We start from the raw sequence: 18652 nt of genomic DNA, 5'->3' as shown, positions 1-18652 counted from the left end.
AGGAGCGCACCATGACCAAGGCGCTTGTCGATACGTCCACCATCCCAGGCTGGGGCGTGGATGCCGACCCAGAGAATGATCCGACCTATCCGATGCGCCACATCGAGGATCAGCAGACTCGCGGCCTCACCTGGCCGCGCCCGGTGCAGCAGCAGCCGGGCGTCGAGATCCTGCAGTCGATCGAGCACAACCGGCTGCCCGCAGTCGTGGGCACCTCCACCCCGCCCAGCGGCCTCAGCGGGGTGATCCGCCGCTATGCCTTCCGGCGCAGCGAGTCCGACTGGTGGCACTGGTTGCTGCTGATGGGCGCCGACCGGATCAATGTGGTCGAGGGCGTGGTCGAGGACCTTGCCCGTGGGAAGGTACCCAACATCCCGGCCGAACTCGGGCTACGGTCCGAACTGCGTCACAACCGCAAAGGCTTCGCCAAGAAGGTGGGCGTGGCCGCAGTGCTCGGCGTCGCACTCGTGGCTTGGTCGCGCCGGGCGAAGGCGAACCGCAGGTCGATCGAGAGCGGACCTGCCCCTTATGATCCCATCACGGAGCGTACCCAATGAGCGAAGGTCGCAAGGCGATATTGTATCGGATGGTCCTCCCCGACCACACCTGCCCCTTCGGCGTCCGCGCCAAGGAACTGCTGGAAGCTAACGGCTACGAGGTCGAGGACCATCTGCTTCGTTCGCGCGAGGAGGTGGACCGCTACATGGAGGAGCAGGGGGTGGCCACCACGCCGCAGGTGTTCATCGATGGGGAACGCATCGGCGGGAGCGACGACCTGGAACGCTATCTTGCTCGCACCTGACGTCGTAGTTGGGGCGCCCGCCGATCTGCGCGTGGCGTTGGTTCTGGGCGGCGGCAACGCGCTGGGCGCATATCACGCCGGTCTTTACGAGGCACTTCACGAGGCCGGAATCGAGCCCGACTGGATCCTGGGTACCTCGATCGGTGCAGTAACCGGCGCCATTATCGCGGGGAACCCGCGCGAGCGGCGGCTGGAGCGGCTGCGGCAGCTCTGGCGTCCGGCAGATGCACGCAGCGGTTGGCCGCTCCCTTGGGCCGTGGCGCCGGAGGAATGGCGTCGCACCGGCGCCGTTCTGGAGACCATGCTTACGGGCCGGGACGGCATGTTCGGGGGCCTGTGGTCCTCGGCCGCGGGTTGGCCGCGGGATCCGCTTGCGGGCTCCCCGGCGGTCTATGACACCCAACCCCTCAGCACCACGCTCCGCGAGCTTGTCGACTTCGACCTCGTCAACACGGGCACCGTGCGGTTCACCGCCATCGCGGTGGACGTGGAGACTGGCGAGGAAGTGACCATGGACACCCGCCGGCAGGCGCTTTCGGCAGAGCACGTCCGCGCGAGCGCATCCTTGCTGACGACCTTCCCCGCGGTCGAAGTGGAGGGGCGGCTGTTGGCCGATGGCGGGCTGTCGATGAACCTGCCCCTGGATCCTGTGATGGTCGACGAGGGCGACGCACCCATCCTGTGCATTGCCTCGGACCTCCTGCCGCTGGCGTCCGGGCGCCCCAAGACGCTGGGTGAGGTGGCGGCGCGGATGCAGGACCTTGCCTTCGCCGCCCAGACTCAGCGGACGCTCTCGCACTGGCGCCGGTTCTTCGACGCAGGCCCTCGGGACGGCGCCGCGCCCCGATCGATCACGCTGGTGACCACGGCCTACACTGATCAGCAGCGGGAAGTTGCCGGCAAGGCGATGGACTTCTCGCCCGAGACAATCCTGCAGCGCTGGACCAGCGGCCGCGCGGATGGCGAGGCGCTGGTCGGACGCCTTCGGCGTGGCGAGCTTTCGATTGGGCATGCCGGTCTCTCGATCCTGCAGGCAACCGGTGCCGATGATCCATTGCCCCGCTAAGCGTAGCGGCAGCTTTCGCAGCGTATTCAGAACTTGCCGCGTCACCGCCGACACTTCGTAGGCGTATGGCGAGGCAAAGGCGTGGACGTGATCTCCGTCCGCTCACGACTTGCAAGTGCCTGGGGATAAGACCGGGAAACAAACCGTTTCATTTAGCAATAAGATCGCGAAACGGTTTTCAGAAACATCTGAACTTGCGAGAGATGCCGCGCAACTTGCAGCAAATTTGCGCGTTCAGCCGCAATGTCCAGTGTCGCTACTTCTCGCGCGTTGAGCGGAGACCCCGTTTCACGGCTTGCCGTGATCTTCCTCGCCATCCTTCAGATCCTGACGCCGGTACTTCCGTCGCTCGGCATCGGTGAGCCGATCGGCGCCCAGTCGGATAGTGTGCGGACCTTGATCACGCCGGCGGGATGGGCGTTCGCGATCTGGGGGCCGCTCTATACCGGCTCGATCCTGTTCGCGATCTATCAGGCACTTCCCAGTCAGCGGAACAATGCATTGGTGGCGCAACTACGCTGGCCTGCGGCAGGTGCGTTCCTCGGGAATGCCCTCTGGGCTGCCTATACCCAGGTTGCCGGCCTGAGCTTCATCTCCGCCTTGATCATCATCTTCACGCTGGCGTGCCTGCTGACCGCGTATCGTCGCATTTCCGGCTGGGCGCCGTCGTTCACGACCGGGGAGCGCTGGCTCGCGGTGCTGCCGCTGAGTGCTCTTGGCGCCTGGCTGACGGCGGCGACCATCGTGAACATCACCGCCGCACTTCGCTTCCACGGCCTCGCGCTCGAAAGCGGCGGCGCGCTGGTGACCGCCATCGTGGTTCTCGTCGGCGGGATCATCGCCTCGAAGGCACTGCTGAGCGGCCGCGGCAATCCGCCCTACGCGCTGGTCTTTTTCTGGGCACTCGCAGGGATTTACGCGTCTGGTGGACAAGAGGCGCGGGTGGTCGCGCTTGCCACCTTGGTCTCGGCAGTAATCGTCCTAATCGGCATGCTTCTGGGTCTGCGGCGTAGCGATGCTGCGCGCTGGTTCGGGTAAGTAAAACAGAATAGAAGCTGCTCGTGACCTGACGGCCGTAAGAAGCCCCAAACAGGCACGCCCCTATTTCACAGATGGTGAGGTGCCGTCGGTCATGATGTCAGCAAGTGTGCTCAAGAAGATGGGGCTGGCGATCGCGCTGGTTCCTGCCGGTGCTCCCGCCTTCGCACAGGAGGGCGGTGAGGACCGCAGACCCCGCCGGACCCGCGTCGCGCTGGGCGCGCAGCTGGTTCCGAGTTTCCCCGGCTCCGACTCCGTCAACGTCCGCCCCTTCATCGACATCGCGCGCGCCCGCGGAGAAGACCCCTTTCCGTTCGAGGCGCCGGACGAATCGTCCGGACCGATCCTCGCTCGCAGCAATGGCTGGCAATTTGGTCCTGCGGTGGGGGTTGAGGGCAAGCGGTCGCGCCGGGACACTGACGGGTTGCTGCCAAAGGTCGGCTTCACGGTCGAAGTGGGCGGCTTCGTACAATATCAGCTTTCCGCGCCCATCCGTCTCCGGACCGAGTTCCGGCAGGGAATCGGCGGTCACAAAGGGCTGATCGGCACGGTCAGCGCGGATTATGTCGCGCGGGACGGGGACCAGTGGCTCTTCTCGGTCGGACCGCGCGCGACCTTTGCCAATGGCCGCTACAACCGCGCCTATTTCGGCATCGACTCGCAGGCGGCAGCGGCCAGCGGCCTGCCTGCGTACAAGGCGGATGGCGGACTGCAATCCGTCGGCGCGGCAGCCGGCTTCCTCTATCAGCTGACGCCGCGCTGGGGCGTCCACAGCTACGCGAAGTACGACCGGCTCGTGGAGGATGCGGGCCGGTCGCCCGTGGTCCGGAGCTTCGGCTCGCGCAACCAGATCTCCGGTGGCCTGGCCCTGAGCTTCACGTTCCGATGATCCATGGAAGGACCGCGGCACACTGACAAAAGAGGAACTGCCGGTCCTCGGTCCGATTGCGGTCTTTCCGTCTCCATCCGAAGCAGTTCCGGCGGTAGGCTGCCGGCGCGGTCTCTCGCGCCCGGTTGCGGCGTGACCGGATTGACTTGCGCCGGGCACCGCACAGCTTGTAACGGGCCCGCCCATCGAGGAGTGTCTCATCCGTCAGATTGCCGCCTTGCCGTACCGCTTCGATGGTTCCGCCATCGATGCACCCGTGCGCGTGCTGCTGGTGACCTCGCGGGAGAGCAAGCGCTGGGTCATTCCCAAGGGAAACCTGGACAAGGGCGCGTCCCCGCACGCCGGGGCCGCCATCGAGGCAGAGGAGGAGGCGGGTGTCCGCGGCCTCGTCTGCCCGACCTCGCTTGGCTGGTACCGGTATCGCAAGCGGCGTCGCAACGGCGCGTCGCTGATGATCGACGTCGAGGTGTTTCCATTGGCAGTCAGCCAGGAACTCGACTCGTGGAAGGAGCAGGAACAGCGCGAACGTCGCTGGTTCAGCTTGGCCGAGGCTGCGGCCGCGGTCGAGGAGCCGGACCTTGGCGAACTGATTCGCTCGTTCGGGCCGTCCGAAATGAAAGCAGCAATGCGGCGCACCGATTTATTCAGCGCGGTGGCCGAAAAGTCTAAGGTGAATCGCATGCTCGGTTGGTTTCAGCGGCTGCTTCCGAAAACCGGTAATTTCTTTGAGATGTTCGAGGCCCATGCCGTGACGGTCACGGCCGGCGCCGATGCGCTGGCGCGGCTGCTGCAGGACGGTAACCGCGATCACATCCAGGAGGTCATCGAGCGCGAGCACGATGCCGACGAGATCATCCGCGAAGTCCTCCGCACAGTCCGTGAGACGTTTCTCACGCCCTTCGATCGCGGTGCGATCATCAGCCTGATCGGCGCGATGGACGATGCGATCGACGAGATGCAGGCCGCGGTTCAGGCCATCGACCTCTATGACGTGCGTGAGTTCGAGCAGGAGATGAAGGACATGGCGGCGATCATCGTCGACGCGTCGCGCATCACTGCAGAAGCGATGCCGCTGCTCCGCGATCTCGGCGCAAACGGTGGCCGGCTCCATGAGCTCACCGAACGACTGGTGCGCATGGAAAGCCATGCCGACGAAATTCACGCTGCGGGGTTGAAGCGCGCGTTCAAGGAACTGGGGCCGACCGATATGCTGCGCTTCACGGTCCAGCGCGAGATCTACAAGCACCTGGAACGGATTGTCGACGCGTTCGAGGATGTCGCGAACGAGATCGACGGCATCGTCGTCGATCACGCCTGACGCGATCCCATGCACGAACTTGCCCTGCCGCTGCTGATCGGGTTGATCCTGGTTGCGCTGGCCTTCGACTTTCTCAACGGCCTGCATGACGCGGCGAACTCCATTGCGACGGTAGTGGCCACCCGGCTGCTGCGGCCGGTCCATGCGGTTCTGTTCGCCGCCGTCTTCAACTTCGCCGCCTATTTCCTGACGATGGCGTTTCCGGCGCTGCACAAGGTGGCCGACACCATCGGCCAGGGGCTGATCAACAAGGACCTGATCACGCCGGCCGTCGTGTTCGGCGCGCTGATCGGCGCGATGTTCTGGAACGTCGTTACCTGGCTGAAGGGCCTCCCGTCCTCCTCCAGCCATGCGCTGGTCGGCGGCATGATCGGTTCGGGCGTGGCCCATGCCGGATTGAGCGGCATCCAGTGGAGCGGCCTCAACAAGACGCTGATCGCCATCGTCCTGTCGCCCACCATCGGCATGTTGCTGGCGCTTGGCGTGATGCTGGTGACCAGCTGGATGTTCGCGCGGGCGAGTTCGCGTACCGCCGAGCGGTCCTTCCGCGCATTGCACCTGATCTCGTCGGGCGCCTACTCGCTCAGCCACGGCCTGAACGATGCCCAGAAGACGATGGGCATCATCACGGTCCTGCTCTACTCGACCGGCTATCTCGACGGCGAGTTCGCGGTGCCGCACTGGGTCGCGATCAGCTGCTATATCGCAATCGCGCTGGGCACGCTGACGGGCGGCTGGAAGATCATCGAGACCATGGGTTCGCGGATCACCAAGCTGTCGCAGCACCAGGGGTTCAGCGCCTCGTTCGCGGGATCGATCGTCCTGTTCACGGCGTCGCTGCTCGGCATCCCGGTGTCGACCACCCACACCATCACCGGGGCCGTCATCGGCGCCGGCATGGCACGCCGCGCCTCGGCCGTCCGCTGGGGCGTCGCGAGCAGCGTGGTCGTGGCCTGGGTGATCACCATCCCCGCATCGGCGGCGGTCGGAGCGCTGTTCTACCTGCTGACCCGGCTGTTCTAGGCGCCGCGCCACTCGGGCGCGGCTGTGGGAGCTAGATCTACTGCATCAACACGGCGTCGAGTGCGGCGGCGATCGCCGTCATGCCCGCCGGATTGGGGTGATAGGCGACCCGACCGTGAGGCGCCGGATAGCCGGTCGCCCAGGGTTCGGCCGCGCACACATCGTGATTGCGCGACAGCGCTGACGCCCGGATCAGCCGAGCGCCTGCGCGGCGTGCGGCGGACGCCGTCTCCGCCTCCAGCCGGCGGGCCGTGGCACGCAGGATCGCCGCTTCGAGGGCAGGGACGGGCGCTTGGTCGCACGGCCTTCCCTCCGGGAGCAGGCTGACATAGTCCACGAAGATCAGCCGAGCGCCGGGCGCACGGCGGCGCACCTCCTGCGCGATGCGATCGAAGCTTGCCGCCAGCCGCGCCCAGTCGCCGGCGTGGGGGGCTTCGATGGCACCTCCCGCCGATGCGCGCATCAGCCTTCCGATATAGTTCACGTCATTGCCGCCGATCGTGACGGTCACCAATGCCGTGTCGGGCGTCAGCGCGTCGAGCTGCGGCGCGAGTTCGTTCCAGGGGCCGAGCAGATGCGCGGTGGTTGCACCGGAGCAGCTGACGTCGACGAGCGTGAGGCTACGCTTGCGCGCAAGCTGTTGCGGATAGTTGTTCGTCGAGCGGGCGCAACGGGTGGGCGGGGAGTCGGCAGGGACGGGGATACCGGGTCCGGCGGCGAACGAGCTCCCCATCGCGACGTAGCGCGCGTTTAGCGGCAGCGTCCCGGGGGCCGGCATCTGGGCGCAGCCGGATAGTGCGGCGAGCAGGATGGCCATGCCGGACGGTGCAGTGATCCAGTGCGGCATGTCTCTCCCCCGTTCGGCTGAGGGATAGCAACCATGTTCACGGAACGACAGGGGTCCGGCACCGCCCACGCGGACTTGACGCGCATGTTACGAAGTATCATGTGCGTGCCTCAGCAGCACTCCAAGGTAGTTTCATGGATCGAAGACCCGCCGTTCAGCGGCAGCATTGGCTGGACGCCGCGGCGATGGGCGCATCGCTGCTGTGCCTCATGCACTGCCTGTTGCTGCCGACGCTGCTCGTCGCGGTGCCGATGCTGGCGGCGTTCCTCACGCTGCCGGAGAGTTTCCACGCGCTCGCCTTTGCGTTCGCCGTGCCGACCAGCGCGCTTGCGCTGGGGCTCGGCTATCGCCGCCACCGGCACCCGTTGCCACTCGCGATCGCCGCAGTCGGATTGCCGTTGCTCGGCGCCGGAGCGTTCCTGCCTACCGGTCCCTGGCTGGAGATGACGCTGAGCGTCACCGGTGCGCTGCTGCTGGCGCTCGGGCACGCATGGAACTGGCGAGCCGGGATGCGGCCCGCCACCTGCTAGGCGGCTGCGGGCGTCAGCGTCCGTAGATGCGGTCCAGCACCTCGGCGCTGCGGACGAGTTCTTCCGCATTTTCGGCAAAGCCGCGCGAGCGGGCGAGCCGCTCGGCCCAATCCGCACCGGCGCGCCCGCCCCAAGCGTCTTCTCCGTCGGTCAGCAGGTGCCGCGAAGTGCCCTCGAACCGCTCGGCACGAAAGTCGTAGAACGAGCCGTTGATGTTGCGCAGCGCCGCGGCACCGCCGGTGCCATAGAAGCTCGCCTCGATCACCGCATCCTGCCCCGCCGGCAGCCGCCACGAGCAGGCGAGGCGAACGACGGTCCCCCCGGCCAGCACCAGGGTCGCGACCGCATAGTCCTCGACCTGGCGATCCGGGTCCGTAAGCGGCTGGCCGCCGCTCGAAAGGTGGGAGGTGACCGCCACGACCTCCGGGAAGCCCAGCGTCCACAGTGCCAGATCGACCAGGTGCACCCCCAGATCCATGACACAGCCACCGCCCGACTGCGCGGGATCGTAGAACCACGGCTTGTCCGGGCCGTACGCGTTGTGGAAGGTCAGGTCGACCGCATGGACGTGGCCGAGCGCACCCCCGCGCACCATGGGCGCGATCCGCTGCATCCCCGCCGTGAAGCGATAGGAGAAATCTACCGACAACAGCCGGTCGGCGCGCCGGGCTGCCTCGACCACGGCCCGTGCCTCGGTCGCGGACCGCCCGAGCGGCTTCTGGCAGAAGACCGCGCAGCCCGCCTCCAGCGCCTGGATCGACTGGCCAGCGTGGAGCGCGCTCGGGGTGGCGATCACGATCCCGTCCAGGTCGAGTCCCAGCATCGCCTCGAATGAGTCCACGACGGCTGCCTCGGGCGCCAGCTTCTGCGCTTCCGCCACCATCTCGGGGGAGGGGTCGCTGATCGCGGCGGCGTCGACCGCACCGGTCGCCAGCATCGCCTCCATCCGGTGCCGGCCGATCCAGCCTACCCCCAGGAACCCCAGCCGGGGGCGGCTCATGCCGCCTCTCCGAACGTCACCAGCGCCTTTACGAAGCCATCCGGCTTGTCGCGGGTAGCGATCAGTGCCGCGTCCAACTCTTCTAGCCGGTAACGGTGCGTGTAGAGCGGAGCAGGGTCCAACCGGCCGGAAGCGACCGCCTCGGCCGCTTCGCGCAGGCCGCGCAGGTTGACGCCCGGGTCCCGCTCATGCGCGCTGGCGATATCGATACCCTTCCAGTTCCACATCTGCATGTTCACCTGGCGCGGGCCGTCCTGATGATAGCCGGCGATCACCAGCCGACCGCCCTCGCGGACGAGCTCGCCGGCCAGGTCGAGCGGCCATTGCTTCCCCACGCATTCGATCACCCGATCGCAGCCTGTGCCACCGCTAAAGCGCTTCACAGCCTCGAGGATGCGCCAATGGTCATCCATCACGATCGTCTCTGCCGCACCATAATGGCGGGCGAGATCAAGCGAGGACTGGCGGCGAGAGATCGCGATCACGCGCGCACCCGCCTCGGTCGCGAGCCGCGTCAGCACCGCGCCCAGGAAGCCGATCCCGACGATCGCCACCGTCTGCCCTGCCTGGATGTCCGATCGGCGGAAGATGTTGAACGCACAGCCCAGCGGCTCGCCCGGGAACGGCTTGCCCGCGAGTGCCTCTGGCAGCTTCACCAGCGCATCGGCGCTGGCCAGGTCATATTCCGCGTAGGACTTGCCGGACAGCATCGCCACCCGGTCGCCTACCGCCACGTCCGTAACATCGGGGCCAAGCGCGTCGACGATGCCCCAGCCTTCGTGGCCCATGCCGCCGGGCTCGCCCGGAAATTGCGACCAGGGCTGGCCCTCGAACGGCTCGACGTTGGAAGCGCAGACGCCGCAGCCCTCCAGCTTGACGCGCACCTCGCCCCGGCCCGGCTGGGGCAGGGCGACGTGCTGCAGTTCCATCGTGGCGGGCGCGGCAAGCACGGCCGCGCGCATCGTCTCGGTCATCGTCATTCCTGTTCGGTGATGGGATCAGACGCGCAGTTCGAGCGCCGGCACCGGTTCGACGGCCGGCGCGTTCCCGCCCGCGGGCGCATAGCGGTCGATCATCCACGCGCAGAAGTCTGCGAACTGCTGCGGTTCGTACGGCGGGCTGGTGTGATGCTTGCCGGGTCCCAGATGCTCGGGCGTGAAGCAGAAGGTGACGGTGACGTCGAAGTCGGCAATCGCCTCCATCTGCCGATCGAACCAATCGATCGCGTTCGGGCGGAAGCTATCGGCCCAGCTCAGGCCCGTCCGCAGCTTCCGGGTGCCCAGCCGCTTCATCCAGGCGACGGCCTCGTCCAGTCGCGGATCCTCGAAGTGGAACCACTGCATCAGCCCCATCTCGGACGCGACCTTGGCATAGTCGTCGAGTGACGGCTTCGGGGTGCCGTCTTCCCGGATCAGCCCCATGTAGAAGTGGCGATAATAGCTCGACCCTTCCGCCTCGCGATGGCGCGTGGTCGCGCCCCAGCTTTGCGGCAGGTCATAGAGCGAGTACCAGAAGATGCGGGGCACGCGGCCGATCAGCAGCTCGGCGGTCTTGTTGACGCCGAACACCTGCACCTCCTCGGCTCCGAACGAACCGACGCCGACCTCGGTGACCCAGATCGGCTTGTCCGTCACCGCCTCGATCTCGGCGATCTTGTCGGGCCAGGCATGGATCGGCCACAGGTTCCAGTCGAGCGGGAAGCCGTGCACCGCGACAGCATCGACTGTGTCGAGCACGCCATAATCTTCCATCCGCTTCACCCAGGCCGGGTCAATCGGCGACATGCCGCCGAGCACGCGGGTGATCGCCGGGTTGATGGATTGGATGGCATTGCCCGCTCGGATCATCGTGTCGGCAAAGATGGCCCATTCGGGGTCGAGCTCAGGGTCCCAGTGCGACTTGTTGTTGGGCTCGTTCCAGAGCATCGCGGCTTCGATCATTGGCTTTCCCCCTGTCCCGGCGCGCGGGCCGGATAGACTGCTGCCGGCCCGTATTCCGCGTAGGGAACCGGGGCCACGCGGCACAAATAGACGTCCCGCTCCGGGCGCGCCTCGACGGTGAAGCCCGATGCGCGCAGCATCGCCTCCGACGCGGCATGGTTGGGCGCCCACCAATTGGTCCAGTCATGCGCATATTCGCGCTCGATGAAGTGCATCTTGGGATAGCCCGGATCATCGAAGTACGCCGGCGCGTCATGAGTGCCGGGCACGTAGAAGGGGTGATCCTCCGGCACGTCGCACACCTCGTCGGATCCGCGCTGCAGGGTCTGGAACAGCATAAGGTCGCCGGCGACGTGCTCGCGGATCAGGTCCAGCGCGAGCAACGGGTGCCGCAGGTGGTAGAGCACCCCCATGAAGATCACGAGGTCGAACTTCTCGCCCAGTCGCGCGACGTCATAGACCGAGAGCTTGGCGAACTCGACGCCGGTAAATCCCAGCGCCTCGGTCGCAAGCCGCGCCTGGGCGAGGTAGCGTTCGTCGCTGTCGATGCCCAACACGCGGCTGGCACCGCGCCGCTTCATCTCCACCGAGTAGAAGCCGGCATTGCATCCGATGTCGAGCACGGTCTTGCCGGTCATATCCGCCGGCAGGGCAGGGCCGAAACGCTCGAACTTGAAGCGGGGGTAGTCGCCCAGGAAATGTTCCGGCGCCGTCTGGATGCCGTCGCCCAGATCGATGTTGTGGAACCAGGGCGCGAGCCGCGCCACCTCCTCCCGGAGCCGTTCGGTCGGCATCTTGGTCATCGGGGTACCTCGTTGAGCGTGACGATCCGGCCCCGGCCGTTCGCCAGCGCCAGGGTGGTAAGCGAGCCCGGCGCGCAGTCGAACGTGAGCAGCCGGTCGAGGTCCAGGCCGAGGTAGTCGGCGACCGCCCCCCGGATGACGTCGCAATGGCTCACGCACAGGATAGTGCCGCCTTCGTCTTCCAAGGTCGCGAGGTGTCGCGCGGCGCGGCCTGCCGCAGCAGCCATCGTCTCGCCACCTGGCGTGGGAGCCGTTCCGCGTGCGTCGTTCCACCGTGCCCAGTCGGGGTCGCCGTCGAGGCTGGCGAAGCTGCGTCCGGCCCAGTCTCCAAAGTCGATTTCGTCGAGTGCGTCGATCAGCTGCACCGTCAGGCCGTGGCGGGCCGCGACGATATCCGCCGTCTCCCGCGTGCGGCGGCGCGGGCTGCTATGGATCGCCGTCAGCGGCGTCGAGGCGAGGTGTTCCGCCAGCCGCTCGGCCTCCGCCCGCCCCGCCGCATTGAGCGCGATTTCGGAACGGCCGCTTAGGACAGCTCCGACCTCATCATGGCTTCCGTGACGCGCAAGAAGGACGGTTGCGCTCAATGTGCGCGAATGCCGGGCAGGATCAACATAGATGCTGCAAGCGCGTCTGCCGCATTTTAGTTCCGCAAGCGAAGTGAAAACCTGACTAACATAGATCAATACTTGGAACAAAGATGAAGAAGAAGCGGTTCACCGGTATTCGTACGTGACTGCACAGGCTCATGGGGCAAGTCAACGGGAGCGCTGCTGGGAACTCGATCCGGCGGCGATGGCGGGAGGAAGAATGGAACGTGTACTGATTACCGGGGGAGCGGGCTTTATCGGGCGCTTCGTCGCCGACGAACTCCTAGCGCGCGGCAACGAGGTTCGCGTGCTCGACAGCCTGATCGAGCAGGTCCACGGCGCCACCGACGGCTCGCAGATGCTCAACAAGGAAGCCGAGCTGATCCGCGCCGACGTGCGGGACAAGGATGCGGTGCTGAAGGCCTTGGACGGCGTCAACAGCGTCATCCACCTGGCAGCCGAAGTGGGCGTCGGCCAGTCGATGTACGAAGTGGAGCGGTACACCTCCACCAACGACGTCGGCACCGCGGTGCTGTTTGAGGCGCTGATCGACAAGCCCGTCCGCCGCGTCGTCACCGCCTCGTCGATGAGCATCTATGGTGAGGGACTCTACTGCGACGCCGATGGCGAGCTGGTCGAGAATGCCGAGCGCAAATCGCTGAAGGACGGCCAGAAGAACTGGGAACCGACCGATGCCCAGGGCCGCCCACTCAGCCCCGTCGCGACGCCGGAGTGGAAGCGTCCGAACCTGTCCTCGATCTACGCGCTTAACAAATATGTGCAGGAGCGCACGACGCACATCATGTCCGAACCCTATGGGATCGAGGGCGTGTGCCTGCGTCTGTTCAACGTCTATGGCCCGGGACAAGCGCTTTCGAACCCGTACACCGGCGTGCTCGCGATCTTCGCCTCGCGATTCCTGAACGGCCAGTCCCCGCTGATCTTCGAAGACGGCGAGCAGCGCCGGGATTTCGTCCATGTCAGCGACGTGGCACGGGCTTTTGCCGACGCACTAGTGCTGCCGCAGGCGGTGGGGGGCACGTTCAACATCGGCTCCGGCCATGATCGCTCGGTCAAGGAAGTGGCCGAGGAACTCGCTAAGGCGATGGGCAAGAATGACCTCAGTGCCGAGGTGGTTGGCAAGGCGCGGATCGGCGACATCCGTCACTGCTTCTGCGACACCAGTATGGCAGCCGAGCGGCTCGGCTTCCGCGCACGCCAGGACTTCCAGGAAGGGCTGGCTGAGCTGGCGGAATGGGTGGCGCAGCAGACGGCGCAGGACCGCGTCGAGCAGATGCGTTCCGAACTGGAAAAGCGGGGCCTGGTGGCATGACCGGGGAGGGGAGCGCCGCGGCCGATCCGCGGCCGATCCTGATCACCGGCGGCGCGGGCTTCATCGGGTCCAACCTCGCCGATCGGCTGGCGGGCGAGGGCAATCGCGTGCTCGTCTACGACGCTCTGTCCCGCGCCGGAGTCGACACCAACCTCGGCTGGCTGCAGCAGCGGCACGGCGAGCGGGTCGATTTCCTTCATGCCGACATTCGGGACGAGGCTCGGCTCACCGGTGCCGCGGCGGGTGCGAAGGCCGTGTTCCACATGGCCGCGCAGGTGGCGGTGACCACAAGCATGGTCGATCCGCGCGACGATTTTGCGATCAATATCGCAGGCACGCTCAACCTGCTCGACGCGATCCGCACGCGTGCGCCGGAAACGCCCGTCATCTTCGCCTCGACCAACAAGGTTTACGGCGACTTGACCGATCTCGACTTCGCGCTCGAGGGCGACGCCTACCGGCCGCTCGATGCGGAGGTGCGCGCGCACGGCATCGGCGAGTCGCGTCCGCTCGACTTCCACACGCCCTATGGCTGCTCAAAGGGGGCGGCCGACCAATATGTGCTCGATTATGCCCGCAGCTTCGGCCTCAAGACGGCCGTGCTGCGGATGAGCTGCATCTATGGCCAGCGCCAGATGGGCACCGAGGACCAGGGGTGGGTCGCCCATTTCCTGATCCGCGCGCTCGAGGGCAAGCCGATCACGCTCTATGGTGACGGCTGCCAGGTTCGCGACATCCTGGACGTATCCGATGCGGTCGACGCCTATGTCGCGGCGTGGCGCAACATCGATGCGGTTGCGGGCCAGGCGTTCAACCTGGGCGGCGGTCCCGGCAACGCGGTCAGCCTGCGCCAGCTGCTGGCCTATATCGGCGACGTCCTCGGCAGAGAGGTCGACCTGAGCTTTTCAGGCTGGCGCGCGGGCGACCAGCGCTATTTCGTCGCCGACACGCGCAAGGCACAGGAAGCCCTGGGTCTCGGCCGGCGCGTCGACTGGCAGGACGGGGTGGCTCGACTGGCACGCTGGCTTGCCGAGGCGCGCGGGATCAATGCGCCGATCGGGGTTCCCGCGGACGCTTCCGCGGGCGCAGTTTGATGGCAACGCGGGTCCTGATCACCGCCGATGCGGTGGGTGGGGTGTGGCAATATGCTACCGATCTCGCCTGTGCGCTCCCGGCGCTCGGGTTCGAACCGACGGTAGCGGTGCTCGGGCCCGAGCCATCGGCAGCCCAGCGGGCAGCGCTCGACGAAGCGGGCATCCCGCTCATCGAGACGGGGCTGCCGCTCGACTGGCTGTGTGACGGCCCGGTGCCGGTGCGGGAGGCGGGCAAGGCGCTGTGCGCATTGGTCCGCGAGCGTGGCTTCGACCTCGTACATTGCAACATGCCCACCCTGGCCGCGAACGGTGCGTTCGACGTGCCGGTGGTAGCAGTGGCGCACGGCTGCCTGGCAACCTGGTGGGACGCGGCGAACGGCACGAACTTGCCTCCCGACTTCCGGTGGCAGCGTACGCTCACCGAACAGGGCTTCCGGGCCGCCAGCCGCGTCGTTGCACCGACGGCGGCGTTCGCGGCGGTCATCCAGACCACCTACGGGCTGACCGACCTGCCGATTCCCGTCCACAACGGACGCCGTCCACTCACGATCGACGCGGGAGAGGAATCCGACGCCGTGTTCACCGCCGGCCGGCTGTGGGATCAGGTCAAGCAGACACGACTGCTGGACCGCGTCGCGGCCCGCCTCTCCGTGCCCTTCCATGCAGCGGGCGCGTTGGTAGGGCCGCACGGCGAGCAGGTGCCCGTCGACCATCTCCATCCGCTTGGGCTGCTCGGTGAGGCGGAACTCGCCGGCTGGCTCGCCAGGCGCCCGATCTTCGTCTCCGCCGCGCGGTTCGAGCCATTCGGTCTCGCCGTGCTCGAAGCGGCCGCTGCCGGTTGTCCATTGGTTCTCACCGACCTGCCAACGTTCCGCGAGCTGTGGGACGGCGCCGCGACCTTTGTGGCGCCAGAGGATGAGGACGGCTTCGTTGCCGCGATCGAGGCGCTGCGTGCCGATCCCGCCGCCCGGGCGGTGATGGGCGCCGCGGCACAGCAGCGGGCGGAACGCTACACCCCAGCCGCCGTCGCGCGCGACATGGCGGCGCTCTACGCAAGCCTGCTTGCGCCCGTGGCAACCCCCGAGCGGAGTGCTGCGGCATGAAGATCGCCTATTTCACCCACTCGCTGCTTTCCTGCTGGAACCACGGCAACGCGCACTTCCTGCGCGGCGTGCTTCGGGAGCTGATCGCGCGCGGCCACGACGTCCGCACCTATGAGCCGGCGGGCAACTGGAGCCTCGCGAACCTGCTCGCCGATGGTGGAGAGGCGGGGCTGGAGCCCTACCGCGCTGCCTATCCCGACCTGTCTTGTGAAAGCTTCGCGCCCGGCACCGATCCCGCCGAACTGATCGACGATGCCGAGTTGGTGATCGTGCACGAATGGAATGATCCAGCGCTTGTGGCGGCGATCGGCGACCTGCGCAGGCGGGGCGGGCGCTTCACCCTGCTGTTTCACGATACCCACCATCGCGCCGTCAGCGATCCCGACGCGATCCGCGCCTTCGACCTTTCGGGCTATGACGGCGTGCTCGCCTTCGGGGAGACGCTGTCGGAAGTGTATCGCCGCTGGGGCTGGGAAGGGCGCGTCTGGACCTGGCATGAGGCGGCGGACACCCGCCACTTCCACCCACCTGCGGAGGAAGGCGCCCGCGAAGGACTGGTGTGGATCGGCAACTGGGGCGACGGCGAACGCACGCAGGAGCTGGAGGATTTTCTCTTCCGCCCGGCAAATGCTGCGGTCCTGCCGCTCGACATCTACGGCGTGCGCTACCCGGATGAGGCCCGGGCGATGCTCGCTGCGCACGGTGCGCGCTATCGTGGCTGGGCTCCGAACGCGAAGGCGCCGGAAATCTTCGCCCGGCACCTCGCCACCGTGCACGTGCCGCGGCGCTACTATGCGACGATCCTGCCTGGAATTCCCACGATCCGCGTGTTCGAGGCGCTCGCCTGCGGCCTGCCCCTAGTATCGGCCCCGTGGGAGGATGCCGAGGGGCTGTTCCGTCCCGGCACCGACTATCTCGTCGCCCGTGACGGGGAGGAGATGGCACGCCACCTGACGGCGCTGCGCGACGATCCGGACCTGCGGGCGGCACTTGTCGCCGCCGGGCTGGAGACGATCCGCGCCCGCCACACCTGCGCCCACCGCGTCGATGAGCTGCTCGCCGTCGTCGCGAGCCTTGGCGCCCCGCAATTCGAGAGGAATGTGGCGTGAAGATCGCCTTTTACGGATCCAGCCTGGTGTCGTCCTACTGGAACGGCGCTGCGACCTATTACCGCGGCATCCTGCGCGACCTCGCGCAGCGCGGCTATCAGATCACCTTCTACGAGCCGGACGCCTTCGATCGCCAAAAGCACCGCGACATCGACGCACCCGATTGGGCGCGCTCGGTCGTCTACCCGGCGACGGAAGAAGCGATGCGCGGCGTTCTCGCCGAGGCCGCCGACGCGGACATCGTGGTCAAGGCCAATGGCGTCGGCGTGTTCGACCGCGAACTGCTGGAGGGCATCATCGCCCAGGCCCGGCCCGGCGCGCTCAAGACCTTCTGGGACGTCGACGCTGCCGCAACCCTGGACGAAATGCGCGCGGACGAGGATCACCCGGTCCGCCGCGCGCTGCCCGACCTCGACATGGTGCTCACCTATGGCGGCGGCCCGCCGGTGATCGATGCCTACAAGGGCTTTGGCGCGGCCGAGTGCGTCCCGATCTACAATGCGCTCGACCCGACGACGCACTTCCCGGTCGAGCCCGATCCCCGCTTTGCGTGCGATCTCGCCTTTCTTGGCAACCGTCTGCCCGACCGGGAGGCGCGGGTGGAGGAGTTCTTCCTGAGGGCAGCGGCGCTGCTGCCCCGGCAGCAGTTCCTGATTGGAGGAAACGGCTGGGAAACAAAGGACATGCCTGGCAATGTCCGCCACCGCGGCCATGTCTATACGGCCGAGCACAACGCCTTCAACTGCACGCCGCGGGCGGTGCTGAACGTCGCCCGCGACAGCATGGCCAATGTCGGCTTCTCGCCCGCAACCCGCGTGTTCGAAGCGGCGGGCGCTGCCGCCTGCCTGATCACCGACGCGTGGGAAGGGATCGAGCAGTTCCTGATCCCGAACGAAGAAGTGCTGGTGGCGCGCGACGGGCAGGACGTGGCGGATCATCTGGCGGCCCTCACGCCCGAGCGCGCGCAGGCGATCGGCCAGGCGGCGCGCCGGCGCGTGCTTGCCGAACATAGCTACACGTTGCGCGGTGCGCAGGTGGACCAGCTGTTCCGCGCCCATGCCGAGCAGCAGCGAGAGCTCGCATGAAGCTCGTCGTCCTCGGCCTTTCGCTGTCCTCCTCGTGGGGAAACGGCCATGCGACCACCTTCCGGGCGCTGTTGAAGGCCTATGCAAGCCGGGGCCACGAGATCCTGTTCCTGGAACGCGACGTGCCCTGGTACGCATCGCACCGCGACCACGTCGATCCCGATTACTGCCGGCTGGAGTTCTATGCGGACCTGGGCGCCCTGGACGCGTGGCGGAACGAGATTGCGACCGCGGATGCGGTGATCGTCGGGTCCTATGTGCCGGAGGGCGTGGCGGTGGCGCGCTATGTGCAGGACGTGGCCGGGGGCGTCACCGCCTTTTACGACATCGACACGCCGGTAACGCTGGCAAAGCTTGCGCGCGGCGACTTCGAATATCTCTCGCCAGAAGTCATCCCCGGCTACGACCTCTATCTGTCGTTCACCGGCGGCCCCACGCTCGATCGGATCGAGCGCGACTATGGCTCGCCAGCCGCACGTGCCCTCTACTGCTCCGTCGACCCGGCGCTCTATGCGCCGACGGGTACCGGGAAGCGGTGGGACCTTTCCTACCTCGGCACCTACAGTGACGATCGCCAGCCGACGCTTGAGCGGCTGCTGATCGAGCCCGCACGGGCCCTGCCGCACCGCCGCTTCGTCGTCGCGGGCCCGCAATATCCGGACACGATCGACTGGCCGGCAAACGTCGAGCGCATCGACCACCTGCGGCCGTCCGAGCACGCCGACTTTTACTCGGCCTCCCGCTTTACCCTCAACGTGACGCGCGCGGACATGATTGCGGCCGGATGGTCGCCCTCGGTGCGCCTGTTCGAGGCGGGCGCCTGCGGGACCCCGATTGTGTCCGATCGATGGGACGGGATTGACGACCTGTTCGTGGCCGACCGGGAGATCCTGCTTGCTGGCGACGGGGATGCGGTGATCGCGGCGCTGGAAGGCGCAGATGCCGCGTCGATGGGGGAGGCTGCGCGCGCTCGCGTGCTGGGCGCCCACACCGCCGCACACCGTGCAGCAGAGCTGGAGCAGCACCTGAGCGACGCAATGGCACGGTCGGCACCGAGGGGCGTCTTGGCCGGCGCAGCATAGAAA

At 67.1% G+C, this 18652-nt stretch carries 20 protein-coding genes; 14 read left to right on the top strand and 6 right to left on the bottom strand.

Features of this window, described 5'->3' with window-relative positions; all coding sequences use genetic code 11:
- Nucleotides 1-11: 11 nt before the first annotated feature.
- The 7 genes from QP045_RS19480 (at nucleotide 12) to QP045_RS19450 (ending at nucleotide 6136) form a co-directional block, all read left to right on the top strand.
- The gene (locus QP045_RS19480; RefSeq protein WP_422516669.1) at nucleotides 12-557 is read left to right on the top strand and encodes a hypothetical protein; all 546 of its coding nucleotides are present in this window, start codon (nucleotides 12-14) and stop codon (nucleotides 555-557) included.
- Nucleotides 554-802, top strand: coding sequence for a glutaredoxin domain-containing protein (locus tag QP045_RS19475; RefSeq protein WP_422516668.1), 249 nt, complete (start codon nucleotides 554-556; stop codon nucleotides 800-802). The genes QP045_RS19480 and QP045_RS19475 overlap by 4 nt, the downstream gene beginning before the upstream one ends.
- Nucleotides 789-1868: a patatin-like phospholipase family protein gene (locus tag QP045_RS19470; RefSeq protein ID WP_422516667.1), complete on the top strand. Its 1080-nt coding sequence runs from the start codon at nucleotides 789-791 to the stop codon at nucleotides 1866-1868. Before QP045_RS19475 ends, QP045_RS19470 begins: the two co-directional genes overlap by 14 nt.
- Before the next feature lie 270 nt (nucleotides 1869-2138).
- Nucleotides 2139-2906 carry a hypothetical protein gene (locus tag QP045_RS19465; RefSeq protein ID WP_422516666.1) on the top strand — a complete coding sequence of 256 codons (768 nt, stop codon included), beginning with the start codon at nucleotides 2139-2141 and terminating at the stop codon, nucleotides 2904-2906.
- Nucleotides 2907-3000: 94 nt separating this feature from the next.
- Nucleotides 3001-3795, top strand: a complete 795-nt coding sequence (locus tag QP045_RS19460) for a MipA/OmpV family protein (RefSeq protein ID WP_422516665.1) — start codon at nucleotides 3001-3003, stop codon at nucleotides 3793-3795.
- A 256-nt stretch (nucleotides 3796-4051) separates the two neighbouring features.
- Nucleotides 4052-5113, top strand: a complete 1062-nt coding sequence (locus QP045_RS19455) for a DUF47 family protein (protein WP_422516664.1) — start codon at nucleotides 4052-4054, stop codon at nucleotides 5111-5113.
- A gap of 9 nt (nucleotides 5114-5122) precedes the next feature.
- The gene (locus tag QP045_RS19450; protein ID WP_422516663.1) at nucleotides 5123-6136 is read left to right on the top strand and encodes an inorganic phosphate transporter; all 1014 of its coding nucleotides are present in this window, start codon (nucleotides 5123-5125) and stop codon (nucleotides 6134-6136) included.
- Nucleotides 6137-6173: 37 nt separating this feature from the next.
- Here QP045_RS19450 and QP045_RS19445 read toward each other — a convergent pair whose 3' ends face one another.
- The gene (locus tag QP045_RS19445; RefSeq protein ID WP_422516662.1) at nucleotides 6174-6983 is read right to left on the bottom strand and encodes an SGNH/GDSL hydrolase family protein; all 810 of its coding nucleotides are present in this window, start codon (nucleotides 6981-6983) and stop codon (nucleotides 6174-6176) included.
- A gap of 134 nt (nucleotides 6984-7117) precedes the next feature.
- Here QP045_RS19445 and QP045_RS19440 point away from each other — a divergent pair, with 134 nt between their 5' ends.
- Nucleotides 7118-7513 (top strand): MerC domain-containing protein, encoded by a 396-nt coding sequence (locus tag QP045_RS19440; RefSeq protein ID WP_422516661.1) that lies wholly within the window; start codon nucleotides 7118-7120, stop codon nucleotides 7511-7513.
- 13 nt (nucleotides 7514-7526) lie between these two features.
- Here the strand turns inward: QP045_RS19440 and QP045_RS19435 are convergent, their stop codons facing one another.
- From QP045_RS19435 to QP045_RS19415, 5 genes are read right to left on the bottom strand one after another with little or no spacing between them, the layout of a single operon-like run.
- Nucleotides 7527-8513, bottom strand: a complete 987-nt coding sequence (locus QP045_RS19435) for a Gfo/Idh/MocA family protein (protein WP_422516660.1) — start codon at nucleotides 8511-8513, stop codon at nucleotides 7527-7529.
- Nucleotides 8510-9487 (bottom strand): MDR/zinc-dependent alcohol dehydrogenase-like family protein, encoded by a 978-nt coding sequence (locus QP045_RS19430; RefSeq protein ID WP_422516659.1) that lies wholly within the window; start codon nucleotides 9485-9487, stop codon nucleotides 8510-8512. Before QP045_RS19430 ends, QP045_RS19435 begins: the two co-directional genes overlap by 4 nt.
- A 24-nt stretch (nucleotides 9488-9511) precedes the next feature.
- Nucleotides 9512-10453, bottom strand: a complete 942-nt coding sequence (locus tag QP045_RS19425) for a glycosyl hydrolase (protein WP_422516658.1) — start codon at nucleotides 10451-10453, stop codon at nucleotides 9512-9514.
- Nucleotides 10450-11256: a TIGR04290 family methyltransferase gene (locus tag QP045_RS19420; protein ID WP_422516657.1), complete on the bottom strand. Its 807-nt coding sequence runs from the start codon at nucleotides 11254-11256 to the stop codon at nucleotides 10450-10452. The genes QP045_RS19425 and QP045_RS19420 overlap by 4 nt, the downstream gene beginning before the upstream one ends.
- Nucleotides 11253-11840, bottom strand: a complete 588-nt coding sequence (locus QP045_RS19415) for a histidine phosphatase family protein (protein WP_422516656.1) — start codon at nucleotides 11838-11840, stop codon at nucleotides 11253-11255. The genes QP045_RS19420 and QP045_RS19415 overlap by 4 nt, the downstream gene beginning before the upstream one ends.
- A 223-nt stretch (nucleotides 11841-12063) precedes the next feature.
- Here QP045_RS19415 and QP045_RS19410 point away from each other — a divergent pair, with 223 nt between their 5' ends.
- The 6 genes from QP045_RS19410 to QP045_RS19385 are packed head-to-tail and all read left to right on the top strand — an operon-like array spanning nucleotide 12064 to nucleotide 18649.
- Nucleotides 12064-13176 (top strand): NAD-dependent epimerase/dehydratase family protein, encoded by a 1113-nt coding sequence (locus tag QP045_RS19410; protein WP_422516655.1) that lies wholly within the window; start codon nucleotides 12064-12066, stop codon nucleotides 13174-13176.
- Nucleotides 13173-14270, top strand: coding sequence for an SDR family NAD(P)-dependent oxidoreductase (locus QP045_RS19405; protein WP_422516654.1), 1098 nt, complete (start codon nucleotides 13173-13175; stop codon nucleotides 14268-14270). The genes QP045_RS19410 and QP045_RS19405 overlap by 4 nt, the downstream gene beginning before the upstream one ends.
- The gene (locus QP045_RS19400; RefSeq protein ID WP_422516653.1) at nucleotides 14270-15373 is read left to right on the top strand and encodes a glycosyltransferase family 4 protein; all 1104 of its coding nucleotides are present in this window, start codon (nucleotides 14270-14272) and stop codon (nucleotides 15371-15373) included. The genes QP045_RS19405 and QP045_RS19400 overlap by 1 nt, the downstream gene beginning before the upstream one ends.
- Nucleotides 15370-16482: a CgeB family protein gene (locus QP045_RS19395; RefSeq protein ID WP_422516652.1), complete on the top strand. Its 1113-nt coding sequence runs from the start codon at nucleotides 15370-15372 to the stop codon at nucleotides 16480-16482. Before QP045_RS19400 ends, QP045_RS19395 begins: the two co-directional genes overlap by 4 nt.
- Nucleotides 16479-17567, top strand: coding sequence for a CgeB family protein (locus QP045_RS19390; protein WP_422516651.1), 1089 nt, complete (start codon nucleotides 16479-16481; stop codon nucleotides 17565-17567). Before QP045_RS19395 ends, QP045_RS19390 begins: the two co-directional genes overlap by 4 nt.
- Nucleotides 17564-18649, top strand: coding sequence for a CgeB family protein (locus QP045_RS19385; RefSeq protein WP_422516650.1), 1086 nt, complete (start codon nucleotides 17564-17566; stop codon nucleotides 18647-18649). Before QP045_RS19390 ends, QP045_RS19385 begins: the two co-directional genes overlap by 4 nt.
- The last annotated feature ends 3 nt before the right edge of the window (nucleotides 18650-18652 follow it).

This window comes from Sphingomonas sp. 3-13AW (assembly GCF_049311085.1).
GTDB lineage: Bacteria > Pseudomonadota > Alphaproteobacteria > Sphingomonadales > Sphingomonadaceae > Sphingomonas.
This window is presented reverse-complemented; position numbering and strand designations above follow the sequence as displayed.

Excerpts from the sequence above, each read along its gene's own strand:
- QP045_RS19480 (WP_422516669.1), top strand. The coding sequence starts at position 12 with ATGACCAAGGCGCTTGTCGATACGTCCACCATCCCAGGCTGGGGCGTG.
- QP045_RS19475 (WP_422516668.1), top strand. The coding sequence starts at position 554 with ATGAGCGAAGGTCGCAAGGCGATATTGTATCGGATGGTCCTCCCCGAC.
- QP045_RS19460 (WP_422516665.1), top strand. The coding sequence starts at position 3,001 with ATGATGTCAGCAAGTGTGCTCAAGAAGATGGGGCTGGCGATCGCGCTG.
- QP045_RS19450 (WP_422516663.1), top strand. The coding sequence starts at position 5,123 with ATGCACGAACTTGCCCTGCCGCTGCTGATCGGGTTGATCCTGGTTGCG.
- QP045_RS19445 (WP_422516662.1), bottom strand. The coding sequence starts at position 6,983 with ATGCCGCACTGGATCACTGCACCGTCCGGCATGGCCATCCTGCTCGCC.
- QP045_RS19440 (WP_422516661.1), top strand. The coding sequence starts at position 7,118 with ATGGATCGAAGACCCGCCGTTCAGCGGCAGCATTGGCTGGACGCCGCG.
- QP045_RS19435 (WP_422516660.1), bottom strand. The coding sequence starts at position 8,513 with ATGAGCCGCCCCCGGCTGGGGTTCCTGGGGGTAGGCTGGATCGGCCGG.
- QP045_RS19430 (WP_422516659.1), bottom strand. The coding sequence starts at position 9,487 with ATGACCGAGACGATGCGCGCGGCCGTGCTTGCCGCGCCCGCCACGATG.
- QP045_RS19425 (WP_422516658.1), bottom strand. The coding sequence starts at position 10,453 with ATGATCGAAGCCGCGATGCTCTGGAACGAGCCCAACAACAAGTCGCAC.
- QP045_RS19420 (WP_422516657.1), bottom strand. The coding sequence starts at position 11,256 with ATGACCAAGATGCCGACCGAACGGCTCCGGGAGGAGGTGGCGCGGCTC.
- QP045_RS19410 (WP_422516655.1), top strand. The coding sequence starts at position 12,064 with ATGGAACGTGTACTGATTACCGGGGGAGCGGGCTTTATCGGGCGCTTC.
- QP045_RS19405 (WP_422516654.1), top strand. The coding sequence starts at position 13,173 with ATGACCGGGGAGGGGAGCGCCGCGGCCGATCCGCGGCCGATCCTGATC.
- QP045_RS19400 (WP_422516653.1), top strand. The coding sequence starts at position 14,270 with ATGGCAACGCGGGTCCTGATCACCGCCGATGCGGTGGGTGGGGTGTGG.
- QP045_RS19395 (WP_422516652.1), top strand. The coding sequence starts at position 15,370 with ATGAAGATCGCCTATTTCACCCACTCGCTGCTTTCCTGCTGGAACCAC.
- QP045_RS19385 (WP_422516650.1), top strand. The coding sequence starts at position 17,564 with ATGAAGCTCGTCGTCCTCGGCCTTTCGCTGTCCTCCTCGTGGGGAAAC.